Source organism: Streptomyces sp. SKN60 (assembly GCF_026236535.1).
In the GTDB taxonomy this organism is placed as follows: domain Bacteria; phylum Actinomycetota; class Actinomycetes; order Streptomycetales; family Streptomycetaceae; genus Streptomyces.
Window position 1 is genome coordinate 40,579 of record NZ_JAHTMW010000001.1, and the last position, 14,243, is coordinate 54,821.

The following is a 14,243-nucleotide window of genomic DNA, read 5'->3' on the forward strand; positions in this document are numbered from 1 at the left end:
GTGCGGGAGCGGTGCGGGGAGGCTCCGGGTCTCCTCGGCGGAGGGCCGTTCAGCGGCCGGTGGCGAGGGGCGGAAGGACGGTGTCCGGCACGGCCACGGCTACTCGGTAGCCCGTGGCGTCGAGGAGCTGGCCGGTCTGTGTACGCAGCGCCCAGGCGGGCCCGGCCAGGCCGGCGATGGCGAGGAACGTCAGGGCGTTCCGGCAGCTGCGGTCCGGCCCCATGAAGGGTGCGGGGCGGCGGACGCGATGACGGGCCCGGCTCACGAGGTTTCGCCGAGTGCGTTCTCGTGCTGGTCGAGGAGACGGCAGGTCTGCGCGTAAAGCCGTTCCAGCTCGGCCGAGGTGAGGATGAGGGCCCCCTCGGAGGCGGAGCCGTCCTCGAAGTGGATCGTCACGGGTACCGATGCCTGGCGGGCGCGCGGGTCGTAGACCGCGTCGCGGCCGGGCAGGAGCGTGGTGTGGGTGGCCTGCGCCGGCACCGGGCGCAGCGTCGTGCCGTCCGCCGGCGCGGACCAGGCGGGCCCGCCGCCGGGCGGGCTCAGGTGGTAGGTGGTGGCGGAGCCCTCACCGGGGAGGGTGACCACGACACCGACCCGGCCCTCGCGGGCCGTGTCGGCGGCGAGGTCGCCGAGCTGGGGGAGGAAAGGAGCCGCCGTTCCTAACTCGGCTCCTTGAGCGGGGAGATGGGGGAGGCTTCGTCCGGTCATGCCGTCGAAGTTAGGGACGCACAAGACCCCGAATATGAGCCGGAGGAATACGACCCCTATCCGTCCAGGTGGAAGCGGTCGGACATGCGCCGCAACTTCTCGCGTGTGGCTGCCCGTTCGGCGTAGACGATGCTGCGGAGGGTCGAGCGGGCGATGGGGTGGTTGCGTACGAGCTGGGGGGCGATCCGCTCGGCGGTCTCCAGCTCGACGAGAGCCTTGTCCCGGTTGCCGTCCCACAGCCACGCGCGCGCGATGTCCATGTGGTGGTGCCCCTGACGGGAGTTGGGGAGAGCACCGACCAGCTCGGGGCTGGTGCGGCGGTCTATCTCCAGGGCCTTGCCCTGCTCGCCCATTTCCAGAGCGACGCTGATCGCGTGGATCTGCACGTTCCCGGCGGAGAACGTCAGCGAGTGCCGGTCGTACACCGGCGCCCCCGCGTACGCGTCCATCCGCTCGGCCGCGTCCTTCGCGTAGCCGATCCGGTCCTCCGCCTCCGAGGCGCGGCCGGCGCGGGCGGCCGAGACCGCCGCCCGGAGCTGGAGCGTGCCCCAGGCCCGTACGGCCAGCGGCTCGCCGTGCTCGTACGCCTGCTGCACGGACCCGATGGCCTTGTCCGAGAGCGTCAGCGCGTCCGCCCAGTCGGCCGTCGCCCACATGTCCCAGACCCGCATCCAGTCCGCGACCGCCGGCAGCACCGGGTCCCCGGACAGACGGGCCGACCATGCGGCCCGCTCGCACGCCATCGCCACCAGCTCGGGGTGACCGAGGGAGTGGGCGGCGGTGTGGGCGAACTTGCAGCACACCGCGTAAATCGCGTACGCCTCCTCCCGCTCGTGCCCCTCCGACACCTCGGCCAGCGCCCGTGCCTCGCGGAACAGGTCCGGCAGGACACGGAGGATCGCCACGTTCGAGGCGGTGTCCCGGAGCCGGTGCAGCCGGGTCACCTCCCGCCACAGCTGCGGGGCCGGCCTCGGCGTCCCGTCGAAGACGGGGGCGAGGTCGTAGCGACGCAGCTCGCGCAGGATCGAGGAGGCAGCGACCTGCCATTGGTTGTCCCCCGGGGAGCTGCTGTACGGGCGTCCGATCAGGTCGTTCGGGTGGACGTGCAGCTCGGCGGCCACCTGGTTGAGCAACCCGACCCGGTCCAGCTCTATCAGGCCGCGCTCCATCTTCGACACCCAGCCCTGCGACTTCCCCAGGGCCGTCGCCAGATCCGCCTGCGGCATCCCGAGGCGCAGCCTCGCCCTGCGGACGCGCCGACCGATCTCCTCGGCTTCCTCCAGCATCAGGACACCTCCCAAGCCGCCGGACCGCCGAGCTGATCGCCGGGTATCCGTGCAGAGTTCGTCACCAGCACCGTACCCAGATGGACGCCGGAGTGAGAGGCGTCAGGCGGATTGTTGCGGTGACGCCGTAACCGCGGACGATCGTCGCCGGTTGGCGGGCCATGAAGAAGATCATCTCTGTGACCGCCCTGGCTCTCACGAGCCTGGTGCTGGCTGCCCCCTGCCCACGCTGACAACGACAGCAACTTCGGGCCGGGGATCAACGCCGCCAACGACTGGAACTTCAGCGCCGCAGCCGTCTGCTTCCAGGAGTTGGCGGTCGTCCCGGTGGGCGGCGCGTGGGATGGCAACACCGTCAACCACTGCACCAATGGCAACGTCCTCAATCACAGCAACGGCTGATCGGTCGACCGGGAACCGCTGACGGCTGGGCAGAGGTTCGAGGGGCCGCCTCGGCAAAGCAGGCCGAGCCCGGGGCAGCGGGGCGCTCCTTACTCGTCGGCCGGCGCATGATCGGCGAGGCGCTCGGGATCGTGCTGCACGCGCTTCAGGGCAGCATCGGCGAGTGCCTCTCGCCGATGAGTGAGTTCCCGGTCGAGCGTCTGCACGGCGTCCTTGGCGAGCCCATCGTCAGTCATCTGCCAATAGTGCGGCTCGTAAGCCTGACGGACGCGAGTCGGCTGGGAGAAGAGCGCCTTGATCACGGGGTCGGCGATCGCGTCCACGGCAGCTTTTAGCCCTTCGGGCGGTTCGGCGTGGCGGGTGAGTCCGAATTCGAGAAGGCGCTGACACCCGTCCTCCCATGCATCGTCACGCAGGCCGAAAGCCTGCATGCGGGGCCGCGTGGTGAGGAAGATCCCTGACATGCGGTGCTTCTTGGGCGCCCACTGGCTCATCCATCTCAGGATGAGCCAGGTGGCGATCTCGGAAGGATTGAGCACCTGGATCCAGCCCTTCAGGAAGAAGTCCTTGGGCAGCGTGATCGTCCTGGCGGCTGTCCAGCTACGGACGGGGACGGTGTAGAGGTCCGGGTTCGGCATATCACCCCGCCCGCCTTCTTCCATGAGCGAGAAGTCCTCGTACAACCGCTGTCCACGCGCGCCCCGGGGCATGGAGACCAAGGCGTCTTCATGGCCGAGTTCTTCCAGAGTTCTCAGGGCGCCCTTGACTTGCCGAAGCCGCAGGTCCTCCAGCTTCCTCGTGCGCCATCGTCCCTCCGCGCGCGCACTACCGCGGAGCTCCGGAGGCATGTTCTTCAACGCAGCGTCGTACGCACCCAATGCGGTGTCGTACGCACCGTCGATGGCAACGAGGGTGGACCACGATTCGACGCCCTTCAGCGGGCGAACGTTCTGCCAGAGGTCTCCTGCGTCCAGTCGGCACTGAGCCTCAAAGAGGGCCAGCAGGTAGAAACGCACCGCTATCCCTCGCGGAAGGACCAGCTTGGTGAGAGTCGACCGTTCCCCGTCGGCCCGCAGCAAAGCGGTGCGCAGGACGATCGATTCGGGTTTTTTCCCGGCCTTCCAGATTCCGCCCAGGGCCTCAGACGCTTCCGTGACCGAGCCGGTCTTCCGCATCTGCTGCAGTCGGCGCAGTCTGCGCTCGTTCGTCTCCCGTGCATCAGCCACGAAGGAAGGTTAGCGTTTTGATCCCGCAGTTTTGATCCGGGTAAAGGCTCTCATAGAGAGCCTTTACCCGGATCAAAACGTTGATCACGTCCTGATTGAAGGCTCTTCCGGGCCCCTCACCATGGATTCAGGCCCGCTCAACCTGGGCTCGGCGCCACGTCGTTCGCACAGACGCCAATGGCCCCCGGATCCAGCCGGGGCCCGCCTGCTCGAGGACCTCTTCAAGGAGAACGGTACGTGTCGGATTCCCACAACCCCGAGCCCCTGCCGCAGCGCTGGGCGATCATCCTGCTCGCCGGCGTCCTGGCGGGCGCCATCGTCCTGATCCTGGCAGGCCCGCTGCCCGGGCTCGGTGCCGCAGGCGCGACGGTGCTCGCCCTGCACAAGCTCATGGCGTAGCGAAACAGGTGGAGGGTGCTGTTGGCACCCTCCACCTGTGCCGTTATGTACCCCTGGCGGAGCTTGTACGACAGGGCGGCACCGCGGGTGTCTGCCGCACAGCGAACCGCGCCCGCGGCTCCTCAGGTCGAGCGGCGCTACTACTGGACCAGTCGGAGAACCGGCCTCTGCTCCTGCACGCCCAGCAGGTCCTGCACCCTCGTGCTTGTCCACGCCAACTCATGAGCCAGCTGGGAAACTGACAGGCCCGCTTCCTTGGCAGCCAGCGCAAAGGCTTGTTCAAGCAGCGAAGGCTGTTCACCAGGGAAGTTCGAGACGGATTCCGCAGTGAAGCCCGGCTGACCGTCGAGAGCACGTAGGCGCTGGTACGTCCTGCTGGCAGTGGCATCGGAGATCAGCCCCAGCTCGCGGCAGCGATAGACGAGCGAATGAAGGGAGACCCCCCAGACCCCCCTGAGCTCGGCCAGGCGTGCAAAATCCATTCGCCGCGGCAAGAACGGAAGGATGCTGTCCTGAGGGGTCAGGAACTCGGCCGCGAAGGCGTCAGCCTCCTTCTCCTGACGGCTGTCACCAGTGGCATCACCGTGAAGCACAAGGTGGCCCAGCTCATGGGCAGCTGTGAATCGGTGCCGGTAGATGTCGTCGGCCCGGTTGGCGGTGAGAACGACGAGCGGCCGTGCTGCCCGGGTGGAGAAAGCATCCACGCTCGCGGCGGAGGGATCGCTGGCAGGCGGCATGACCACCACGATCCCGTGGGACTCCATCCGCCTCACCAGATGCGTGACAGGGCCGTCGCCGAGACCCCAGCGCCTGCGAAGCTCGCGGGCTGCGGATACGGGGTCGGTGGACAGCTCCTCGCCGGGATGGACCTCCCCACCAGCGAAGCCTGGAAGATCGACGAGAGGCAACTGGATCCGCTGTTCCAGCGCGTACGTGAGCTCCCAAATCTGCTCTGCGAAGGCGAGCGCACGCTCTCGCTGAGACTTCGGCGTGCTGCGCAGGCTCCGGAAATGGGCCATGGAAGCGTCAAGCCGATTGGCCGGCCTCCCCAACAGGAAGAACGTCACCGGAACCCCGAGGATCTCCGCGAGCCGGGGGATCAAGTCAGGCCGCGGCTTCGACACCCCCGTCTCGTACTGACCCACAGCGGCAGGGGTCACCCCGAGCTGGACAGCAACGTCCTTCTTCGTCATCTCAGCCAGACGACGGGCTTGAGTCAGCCGTGTGGGATCGAAGCCGTCGGAGATAGCACGCGGCGTGGTGCCTCGTTCTTCCGTACCGGGGATGAGGTCATGCTTAATGGGTCGCATCGTCTTCGCTGGTCTGGTCCTCGACAGGTTCTGCCTCGGTCTGCACGGGGACGTGCAGAGCCTGGTCCGAGGCGGTACGAGAGGACAGCGTAAGGGTGGGCTCGATTCCGTCGGCGAAGCTGGTGTGTGCCGTGACCTGGTTCGGAATGCTGATCGGCCGCAGCGTGTACGAGATGACCTCCTGAGGCAGGTGAAGGGGCTCGGGATCGGTGGCCCATTCCAGCTGCCGGTTCATTCCGAGCGCTGCGATGCCCCAGTACGCCTCGAGGAGCTCGGAGGCGTTGCAGGCGAAGGGCACCAGGACCAGCTGGGTGCCCTGCGGGACCGTTGCCAAAGCGCCGCGCGGTTCGGCGATCGGGACGGTCGGCCCGAAGTCGAGGTCGAACGGATCCTGGATGTGCTTCGGTGCCGGCGCGAACGTGAAGAGCTCCTGCACCAGCCGGGACTGACTGGGGATGCGCGCGCTACGGACGTCTGACTTCGTCTTGGAGTACCGGAACGGATAGATCAGCCCGTTGCCGATGAGCATCAGCTCGTACGAGAAGCCGAACGGCTTGACCGCACGGGCGCCAGGCACCTTCTTGAGCTCGTCCTGAAGCCGCTCGTATTGATTCTCGTATCGGCTGGTGCCGTAGACGCGGGTGGTGCGGGATGAGCCTTGTTCCTGGGCGGCCTGCGCGTTGGCCTGCATGTTGCGAAGACCCTGCCCGACGCGGCGGCGGGCATCTGCTGCGTGCTTGCCGAGCACGTCGGTCGTCCACGACGACGAAGGCATACTCATGCGGACGACTCCTTGGGTCGGACTACGCATCGAAGCATTCCAGAGCGGCTCTGACTTTAGTTGATGTCGGAGATTTTGCACAACTGCTTTGGTGTTCGGCGCGTCTGCTGCTCGCCGCCACCACGTGGCACCCAAGAGGCTGTGCCCGTGCAGGAGTTGCTGGACGCATGTTCCCGGGGCGTGCTTCCCGTCCCAAGAACCCCCTGCTCCTCAGGGGACATGACCTGCGGCGGAACTCCCCTCCGGTAGCTGATGGCTACGCTCCCCAGGCCCAGACCCAAGGGGGCTGGGCCTGGGGAGTTCACCGCTAGGTGCGTCGGGTGAGGTGGGCGGCCAGCTCCTGGGCTTCGGGTGAGAGGCCGGCGTGGACTTCACGGGCGAAGGCGGTGTCGGGACGGGTCATGGGGGGGCCGGATCGTGGTCCAGTGCTGGGCGGCCTGTTCGATGGCCTGCTGGGTGTGGTGGATCGCGGACCGGCGGTCGGTGAGGTACTGCTCGGCCTGCTGGTGGGCCTGGTGCCAGGTGATGTCTCCCTGCTCTGCGAGCTGGGTCAGAGGCGGGGTGGTGTGGCCGTCGGCGATACGGAGTTCAGGGTGCTCCTTGAGGGTGTGGTTCAGCGCGTGCGGCGCTGCTGGCTGGTGGCGGTGTTCGTGGGGCGGTAGGCGGCCGGCTGGGGTGCCGGAGCGCTGCTGGTGGTGGTGACGGCGGTCAGGTCGGCAAGACGGTGGAGTCGCCAGGTGAGGACTTCGCTGACACTGGTGGCGGTGTCGGTCTCCCGTCGGGCGGTGGCTTCGGTGAGGAGAGCGGCGGGTTTGTGGCCGGCGGCTTCGGCTCGGGCGAGGGTGGCGGCGAGAGCGGGCCAGCCGGGCTCCGCGAGGATCTGTTCAGCCAGTTCGGGAAGGGCTCGGCGCAGGGTGAACTCCTGCCGTCGGCGTAGTGACTCGGCCAGCCGTGTTCCTCGCTGCCGGAGCACGGCCAGCGGCTCGGCGGCCTGGGCCTGATAGGCGGCGCGGAGATGGTCGGCGGCCTGGCGGGCGGCATCGGCCTGCTGGGTGTGATTGCGGGTGCGGTGCCAGTGCTGGGCGGCGATGACCGCCAGCAGCAGGGCGTCGAGGACGGTGGTGAGGAGGATTCCGTCTTTCGGAGCGGGTTCACGCAGGATCGCCTTCACCGCCCGGCGGGTGGTCTGAGATTGCTGGTGTCTGGCGCGGATACGGGACCGGCTAGCCCGCTCGAAGACGGTGGCGGCCTGGACGAGCTGAGGCCGGAGGCCGGCGGGAGCGACCAGGGGAAGCGCGTCGAGGGTTTCGGCGAGGGCGGTTATGTGGGCCTGTCCGGCATCGTCCTCATCGTGGGTGAGGTGGTCGGGTGTCCGGTCGATGGCGAGGGCGAGTCGCCGCCAAGCCGCAGCCTCGCTTCGCTCCGTCGGCGTTGCCGCAGTGGCCGTCAGGCGTTCGGCGACCTTGGGGTAGGAGAGATCGGGAGCGAGGGCAGAGCCGGAGAACCACACCGGATCGCCCTGGGCGTTGGTGTCGCCGTCGAGGGCGACCTTGTAGCCGCGGATGTCCCCGGAGGGGAAGTACTGGACGTCGACGAGGGCGCCGGCTCCCTCGACAATCCGGAAGAACTCCTCGGTGGTCGTGGCCGCTGACACGGCGGTGCGGACGATGGTGCGCAGGTGCTCGCGGAAGGTCCGGGCGTTCCCCGTGCGGCGGGCCTTCTCCTGTTCGGCTCGGGTGGGGCGCTTGGCGGCGGTGCGGTCGCCGCGCGGGACCTGGCGGAGCCCGTACTCCTTCTCGATGGCGACGAGTTCCTTGTCAGCGCGCAGGAAGTCGTTCCAGTTCCGTGGCGGGCGGAGGTCGCCACGGACCTTGGTGGCGACGATGTGGATGTGGTCGTCGGCGTGGCGGACTGCGACCCAGCGGCAGGCGTCGGGGTCGCCGGCCGGGGCGATGCCGGTGGCGTCCAGGACGCGGCGGGCGATGGTGGCCCACTCGTCGTCGGTCAGGTGGCGGTCTTCGGGGGCGGCGCGGATCGAGCAGTGCCAGACGTGGCTCTTCGGTGCCTTGTGGCCGGCCTGCTTGACCCGCAGGTCGAGGACGGCGGAGAGCTGGGCAACGGTCGCGTCGGGGTCGCGGCCGGGGTCGGGGGCGAAGCCGTCCCAGGAGGCGACGAGGTGGGGGTCGGTGTGCTCGTTGGCACGGCCGGGCCCGAACAGGTAGTTCAGGACGCCCCTGGTCTTGTGGCCGGGCTTGCCGATCTTCGCGATCAATTAGGCCGCCCACTGCTTCGTGGCCGCCACATCGGCTGCGGCGTCGACGGCCTTGACCGTCTGCTGGACGAGGGCGACGAGTCGTCCGGCCTCGGCGAGGACGGCGGCGTCCACAGGGTGTGTGTCGCCGCCGGAGTTGAGGCGCTTGGCGATCTGGTTCGCGTTCGTGCCGATCCTGGCGACCTGCTCGCGCAGGGCCGCGTACTCGTCGATCAGGTCGTCGACGGCGGTCCGCTCGGGGGGCAGGGTGAGGTCGCCGTTGATGTGGGCCATGACGACGGCGCCGACGAAGTGCGCGCCGGCCAGACCGAGGCGACGGGCCTCGGCGCGGATCGCCAGCTTCTCGGCCGTGCTGTAGCGGACGTCGACACGCTCCTTGCGCTGCACGTCCTGGCGGGCACGACGGCGAGCGACACGGTGCAGAGCGGCCTCGTCCGCCGCGCGCACCTCCCTTGTCCCCGGTGCGCCCTCGCGCCGGGGACCCGCCTCCGCCACCCCCGGGGCGGAGGCTTCCGCGTGGGACCGGCCCTTGGACGGTCCAACGCCATACCTTGCTCCGCCCGGGGCAGGGTGGGTGGTCGGCTGCTGGGTTGTGCGTGGGGAATCGGGGGTGGTCTGTGCGTGCATGGGCGGGCTCTCTGATCCGGCGGGGAGGGTGGGAGTGGCACTCGCCCCGGAGGGCTCCGAGGCGAGTGGCCTGTGGTCGGGGTCGCGGCTACGCGGCGGTCTTGGTGAGCTGCTGGTCGAGCTCGGTCTGGAGCTCGCCCTTGGCCTTTTCGAGGCGTTCGCGTCGGCCGGGCCTGAGGCCCTCGGCGCGGATGGCCTTCTCCATGTGGCGGCGGGAGACGCGGCCGTCGCGTCCCAGGGGAGCGGTGCGTCCGATGGCGATCACCTGTTCGTAGGTGGCGAGCGGGCGCTGGCCGCCCTCAGCGGCGGGCGGCGGTTCAGGATCAGCCACTTGCTCGTCGGCGCCCTCGGCCACGTCTTTGGCGGGAACCGGGTCTTTTGTGGCTGCCGGTGTGCCGGGCTCCGGAGGCGTGGCTGCCGGGACGTGGCGGGCCTCTGCGGGAGGCTCTGCGTCAGCGGGGCGTCGCTGGACGAGAAGGTAGAGGTGGACGGCGCCGGCGAGGGCGAGTGGGGCGATGGCGGAGATGACGCCGACGGTGATGTCGTCCAGGGCGAGGCCGCCTCGCCGTGTCTGTTGGTTGAGGCGGACGGCGTGCAGGACGTTGGCCCAGATGCTGGTGGCGGTGGCAACGCTGACGAGGGCCCAGACGTACAGGCGGGACCTCCAGTGCGCGGTGCGCAGGATGAGGAGCGCGCCTATGCCGATGGCGATGAAGCCGTCGATCACCAGGGGGAAGGCGTACGTGAGCACCTGGTGGATGTGGCTGGCGGCAGCCATCTGGCGCAGGGCGTCGTACGAGAGCGCGAAGGCGGCCATGGCGAGAAGGGCGACGCCCGCGGGGATCAGGACGGGGAGGGCGGCGACCCGGCGGATCAGGCCAGGGAGGGATATGGGAGGGGCGGAAGGCAGTGCGGTGGTGCTGGGAGAGGTCAAGGGAGGGTGCTCCGGAAGCTCGGGGAGGCGGGGTTGGCCGCACGGCCGGTGGCGTGTGGCGGGTGACGGGTGGGAACCGTCCCGACTCGTCGCATGCCTGGTCAGCGCGGGTACGGGTCAGGGTGGCGATGTCGGGTCGACTCGTTGCGTGCCGGTGACCCGTCCCGGCCCTGACCTGCGCGGCGACGGGTCGGGACGGGTCGTGCCGGGTCAGGCGCCGGGTGCCGGTTCCGGCAGGAGCAGCGGCTCGGCAGCCAGGGAAGCGGCCGGTGCGAGCTCGGGGCAGTAGCGGGCCCAGGCGTCGGCGAACTGCAGGCGGGTGAAGCCCTTGGCCTGGCAGCCGTCGGGGAAGCGGCGGTTGGCCGAGCCGATGCCGTAGTCCTTCAGCAGGAGTTGCAGGCCGCGCGGGGTGAGGCCCTTGTCGGTGTAGTCGGGCCACGGGGACTCCGCGTCCTCGTTCAGGATCCCGAGCAGACGACTGGTGCGGATGGCCGGCGGGTTGCCCTCGGCGGCGAAGGCGCGGCGGATGTCGGCGAGGAGCCGGAGGTTCAGGGCGCTGTTGTCCTGGTCCTGCTCGGCCTCGTGCTTCGTCATCGCCAGGCAGGCGGCGCGGGCGGCCTCGGGCCAGCCACCGCCGGCGAGGTCGGCAACGGCGACCAGCGGCTCCCAGGTGTCGGCGGCGCGGTCCTCGACCGGCATCGTCGGGGTGAGGTCCATCGCGGTGGCATGCAGCGGTGCCAGCCACTCCACGAGCCGGTCTCGTACGGCGTGCAGGGTGGTGGTGTCCCGTACGGTCCGGAACTCGGCGACGTTCTCACCCGGCCTGCGCCGTCGCATCCGGATCACGACCGAACGGTCCATGATCGTGTCGGGCAGGTCCCCGATCCCGGCGAGGGCGGCCATCGCGAAGGTGGGGAACTTCGACACCTCGTGGTTCGGGCCTGAGACCCGCAGGGTCGGGCGGTTGCGCTGGTGGCCGGCGTTGAGCAGGCCGCGCATCTCCTCGTTCTTCTCCGCGACCTTGGCGGACCCGAAGAGGGTGTCGGCCTCGTCGACCAGCAGGGTCGGCGGGTTCTCGGTGATCGACCGGAACACGGCTGCGGCGGACGCGTTGACCGTGATCAGCGGGTCGTGGACGGTCTCGGTGACCACGTCCAGGAGCCGCGACTTCCCGCACCGCTTCGCCGGGGCGACCACCGCGAGACGCGGGGCGTGCTGCCATGCCGTCTGCAGGTGCGTGGCCGCCACCCACAGCGTGACGGCGTCCAGCGCCTCCGGCGAGGGAGGATCACGAACTTCTTTATCTGCCGACGCAGTTCGTCCAGGAGGGCCGATCCGACGGTCGGCTCGGGGGCCTCCTCCGCTGCGGGCTCGTCTACCGGAGCGTCCTCAATGCCGTCGGCCGCAGAAGGCCGGCCGGTGTGCTCGCCGGGCTTGCCCGGCACGGCAGTCGGTGGCCATTCGGGCTTGTCGGGGGCGGAATAGGTCTGGGTTTCGGGGTGTTCCACGGGGCAGCTCCTCGTCTGGCGGTGGCGGGCTCGCACGCCCGTGCCGCCGGGTTGGTTCTTCCAGGGCCGTTCGGGGTTGCTCGGGCCTCCGGCGTCGCACCGCCGGGGGCCCGTCTCCTTCTCGCGGGCGGCAGGCCCGGCGAGGGAACACGGACCGTACGTCCACGTCGGGCAACAGTCCAGCGATTCTGTGTCAGCTCAGCGCAGAACCGTCTGCTACCTTTCTCCGCCTTCATGCGGCCAGCCCCAACAGGCTGAGCAAATCCGCCGTCACCACGCGGTACGCCTTTCCCAGCCGCAGGACCCTGCAGGGGTACTCGCCCCGCTTCGCCAGCTCGTAGCCCTTGCTCCGCCCGAGACCCAGCGCGCGATTGCCCGTATCCAGGTCAATGGCCACTGGCAGAGCCATCAGCTCCTCCCGGCTCATGCCCTTCGAACCGGTTTCCACGATGTCGTCGCGCACGCGACGCCCCCTCTCGTCACAGCCCTCGGCGAACACGACTCTCGCGTCCGGCTCCAGGCCAGCAAGAACCATGATGGGGAAGCTAATGTGTCTGCATGACACAACGCGATGTGGACGATGAAGCGGACGACTTCCCCGAGTGGGTGGACCGGGTGAAGGCCAACGTGGCCGGAGAGGTCCGGCGGAGAAGGAAGGAGATGGGGTGGAGCGCGCAGGACCTGGCGGACCGCTGCGAGGAGCTGGGGCATCCCATCCCGCGGAACGTGATCGCCAACATGGAGTCCGGCCGCCGCGCCGTCCTCCCGCTGGTGGACGTCATCGTCCTGGCCGCCGCCCTGGAGACCTACCCGGCTCACCTGATCTTCCCGGTTGGCTATGTCGAGGAGACCCAGGAGCTCCCCTTCCAGATGCTCGTGCCCACCTGGGACGCCTTGCGCCGCTTCACCGGCGAGACGGAAATCCCGGGACACGACGCTGGCCTCGTCCCCGAATTCGAGCTCCACGCCAGCCTCGTCCGCACCGCACTCGCCGCGCTCGAAGAGGAGGAGAACGCCCGCTTCGCGGCCAAGCAGGCCACCAGCCGCGCCCAGCGGGAGGAGGCCGAACGCAAGCAGACCGCCTACGCCGACCGGGCCATCTCCGCCAAGTACAGGCTCCGCCACCTTCGCCGCGAGCTTCGCGAAGAGGGTGCCGTCCCGCCCGACCTGCCCCCCGCGCTGAGCGACGTCGACCCGCCGGAAACCAACCTCATCCAGGAGGACCGCCTTTGAAGGGCTCCACCCACCGCCGCTGTTACTGCCGCGACCCCCACACCGGGAAGCCGCTCGGCAAGAACTGCCCCAAGCTCGCTGGCCGGAAGCACGGCTCGTACTCCATCCGTCAGGAGCTCCCGCCCCGCGAGGACGGCACCCGCCGCTCCTTCAGCCGCGCCGGCTACGAGACCCTCAAGGAAGCCCAGGCCGACCTCGACCACGTCCGCTCACTCCTCGCGCTGGCCGACGCGGACGATCCCGACAGCCTCCAGCGTCTGGTCGCGCTCTTGGAGGAGATCGCTGCCGAGAAGGCCCCGTTGCCCGAGATCGAGGAGACCCGACGCCGCCTGCGGGCCGGGCTCGGGCTGCGGGGCAGCCTCACCGTCGGCGAGTGGCTGGACTCGTGGTTCGCCTCGAAGAAGCGTCGCAAGACCACCCTCAACGGCTACTCCTCGCACATTCGCGTCCATCTGAAGCCCCGCATCGGGCACATCCGCCTGGACCGGCTCAACGTCGGTCACCTGGTGGAGATGTTCGACGGGATCGCCGACGACAACGAGGTGACCGCCGCCGAGAACCGGGCCCGGCGCGAGCAGGTGGCCCGCTGCAAGCCGCGCAGGCCCGGCCGCCCTGTCGCCGCCGAACGTGTCCGGATCGCCGCCGAGCGGGCGAAGCTGGCGGAGATGAAGCCGTTCCGGAAGATCACCGGCCCGGCGACCCGGCAGGCCGTACGCCGCACCCTCCGCGCGGCCCTGAACTCCGCCATCGCCCAGCAGCTCATCACCTTCAACCCGGCCGCCCACGTCGAGCTGGAGTCGGGCAAGCGCCCCAAGCCCCTGCTCTGGACCGACGAGCGCGTCCGCCGCTGGCGGGAGACCGGCGAGGTTCCCGGGCCCGTCATGGTCTGGACACCGCAGCAGTTCGGCGCCTTCCTCGACGCCGCCGAGGAGGACCGGCTCTACGCCGTCTTCCATCTCATGGGCACCCGCGGACTCCGGCGCGGCGAGGCGGTCGGCCAGGACTGGCACGAGACCGACCTCGACGCCGGCCTCATCACCCCGGCCAAGGAGATCGTCGTCGACGGCTGGGACCCGTACGAGTCCGAGCCGAAGACCGACGGAAGCGCGGGCACGATCGCGCTCGACAGCGTGAACATCGAGGTCCTGCGCGCCCAGAAGGCCCGTCAGGCGAAGGAGCGGAAGAAAGCCGGCGCCGCCTGGCAGGACACGGGCAAGGTCTTCACCAAGGAGGACGGCTCCTGGCTCCATCCGGAGACGGTCTCGGAGACCTTCCGCCGCATCCTCTCCACCACCGACCTCCCGCCCATCACCCTGCGGGACCTCCGCCACGTCTCGGCCACGCTCACCCACGGCGCGGGCGGCGACATCCACACGATCAAGGAGACCCTCCGCCACTCCACGATCACCCTGACCTCGGACACGTACACGAGCCTCCTCCCGGAGGTCGACCGCGCGGTGGCCGAGGCGGCGGCAGCGCTCATTCCCCGTCGGCGCCAAGAGCCGCCCGCTAAAGGGTAGATCGGACTCCTGTAGCGCCCAATCACCTCACCGCCAA

General features: G+C 69.6%; 14 protein-coding genes and 1 pseudogene. 4 read left to right on the forward strand and 11 right to left on the reverse strand.

Features of this window, described 5'->3' with window-relative positions; translation table 11 throughout:
* Positions 1–49: 49 nt before the first annotated feature.
* The 4 genes from KV205_RS00160 to KV205_RS00175 form a co-directional block, all read right to left on the reverse strand.
* Positions 50–265 (reverse strand): hypothetical protein, encoded by a 216-nt coding sequence (locus KV205_RS00160; RefSeq protein ID WP_265861161.1) that lies wholly within the window; start codon positions 263–265, stop codon positions 50–52.
* A complete protein-coding gene (locus KV205_RS00165; protein WP_265861162.1) occupies positions 262–708 on the reverse strand; it encodes a hypothetical protein in 447 nt (148 codons plus the stop codon). The genes KV205_RS00160 and KV205_RS00165 overlap by 4 nt, the downstream gene beginning before the upstream one ends.
* Positions 709–764: 56 nt before the next feature.
* Positions 765–1,994 (reverse strand): helix-turn-helix domain-containing protein, encoded by a 1,230-nt coding sequence (locus KV205_RS00170; RefSeq protein ID WP_265861163.1) that lies wholly within the window; start codon positions 1,992–1,994, stop codon positions 765–767.
* Between the two features lie 491 nt (positions 1,995–2,485).
* Complete coding sequence (locus KV205_RS00175) at positions 2,486–3,622, reverse strand: hypothetical protein (protein ID WP_265861164.1); 1,137 nt, start codon at positions 3,620–3,622, stop codon at positions 2,486–2,488.
* A 237-nt stretch (positions 3,623–3,859) separates the two neighbouring features.
* Here KV205_RS00175 and KV205_RS00180 point away from each other — a divergent pair, with 237 nt between their 5' ends.
* Complete coding sequence (locus KV205_RS00180; protein WP_265861165.1) at positions 3,860–4,021, forward strand: hypothetical protein; 162 nt, start codon at positions 3,860–3,862, stop codon at positions 4,019–4,021.
* Between the two features lie 140 nt (positions 4,022–4,161).
* On the opposite strand, the gene KV205_RS00185 is transcribed toward KV205_RS00180, so the two are convergent.
* On the reverse strand, positions 4,162–5,331 hold the full coding sequence (locus KV205_RS00185; RefSeq protein WP_265861166.1) for an XRE family transcriptional regulator: 1,170 nt from the start codon (positions 5,329–5,331) through the stop codon (positions 4,162–4,164).
* Complete coding sequence (locus tag KV205_RS00190; protein ID WP_265861167.1) at positions 5,318–6,112, reverse strand: hypothetical protein; 795 nt, start codon at positions 6,110–6,112, stop codon at positions 5,318–5,320. Before KV205_RS00190 ends, KV205_RS00185 begins: the two co-directional genes overlap by 14 nt.
* 425 nt (positions 6,113–6,537) lie before the next feature.
* Between KV205_RS00190 and KV205_RS00195 the strand changes: the two genes are divergently transcribed.
* Positions 6,538–6,774 carry a hypothetical protein gene (locus KV205_RS00195; RefSeq protein WP_265861168.1) on the forward strand — a complete coding sequence of 79 codons (237 nt, stop codon included), beginning with the start codon at positions 6,538–6,540 and terminating at the stop codon, positions 6,772–6,774.
* Here the strand turns inward: KV205_RS00195 and KV205_RS00200 are convergent.
* The 5 genes and pseudogenes from KV205_RS00200 to KV205_RS00220 form a co-directional block, all read right to left on the reverse strand.
* Positions 6,726–8,384 (reverse strand): relaxase/mobilization nuclease domain-containing protein, encoded by a 1,659-nt coding sequence (locus tag KV205_RS00200; RefSeq protein WP_265861170.1) that lies wholly within the window; start codon positions 8,382–8,384, stop codon positions 6,726–6,728. The genes KV205_RS00195 and KV205_RS00200 overlap by 49 nt on opposite strands.
* Positions 8,385–8,831 carry a plasmid mobilization relaxosome protein MobC gene (gene mobC / locus KV205_RS00205; RefSeq protein WP_308404032.1) on the reverse strand — a complete coding sequence of 149 codons (447 nt, stop codon included), beginning with the start codon at positions 8,829–8,831 and terminating at the stop codon, positions 8,385–8,387. It lies immediately after the preceding gene.
* 268 nt (positions 8,832–9,099) lie between these two features.
* Complete coding sequence (locus tag KV205_RS00210) at positions 9,100–9,945, reverse strand: DUF2637 domain-containing protein (protein ID WP_374214591.1); 846 nt, start codon at positions 9,943–9,945, stop codon at positions 9,100–9,102.
* A 210-nt stretch (positions 9,946–10,155) separates the two neighbouring features.
* Positions 10,156–11,453, reverse strand: a pseudogene (locus KV205_RS00215) (DUF3631 domain-containing protein).
* A 232-nt stretch (positions 11,454–11,685) separates the two neighbouring features.
* Positions 11,686–11,880, reverse strand: coding sequence for a hypothetical protein (locus KV205_RS00220; RefSeq protein ID WP_265861869.1), 195 nt, complete (start codon positions 11,878–11,880; stop codon positions 11,686–11,688).
* 131 nt (positions 11,881–12,011) lie between these two features.
* Between KV205_RS00220 and KV205_RS00225 the strand changes: the two genes are divergently transcribed.
* Positions 12,012–12,686 (forward strand): helix-turn-helix domain-containing protein, encoded by a 675-nt coding sequence (locus tag KV205_RS00225; RefSeq protein ID WP_265861172.1) that lies wholly within the window; start codon positions 12,012–12,014, stop codon positions 12,684–12,686.
* Positions 12,683–14,206, forward strand: a complete 1,524-nt coding sequence (gene xerC, locus KV205_RS00230) for a tyrosine-type recombinase/integrase (protein ID WP_265861173.1) — start codon at positions 12,683–12,685, stop codon at positions 14,204–14,206. Before KV205_RS00225 ends, xerC begins: the two co-directional genes overlap by 4 nt.
* The last annotated feature ends 37 nt before the right edge of the window (positions 14,207–14,243 follow it).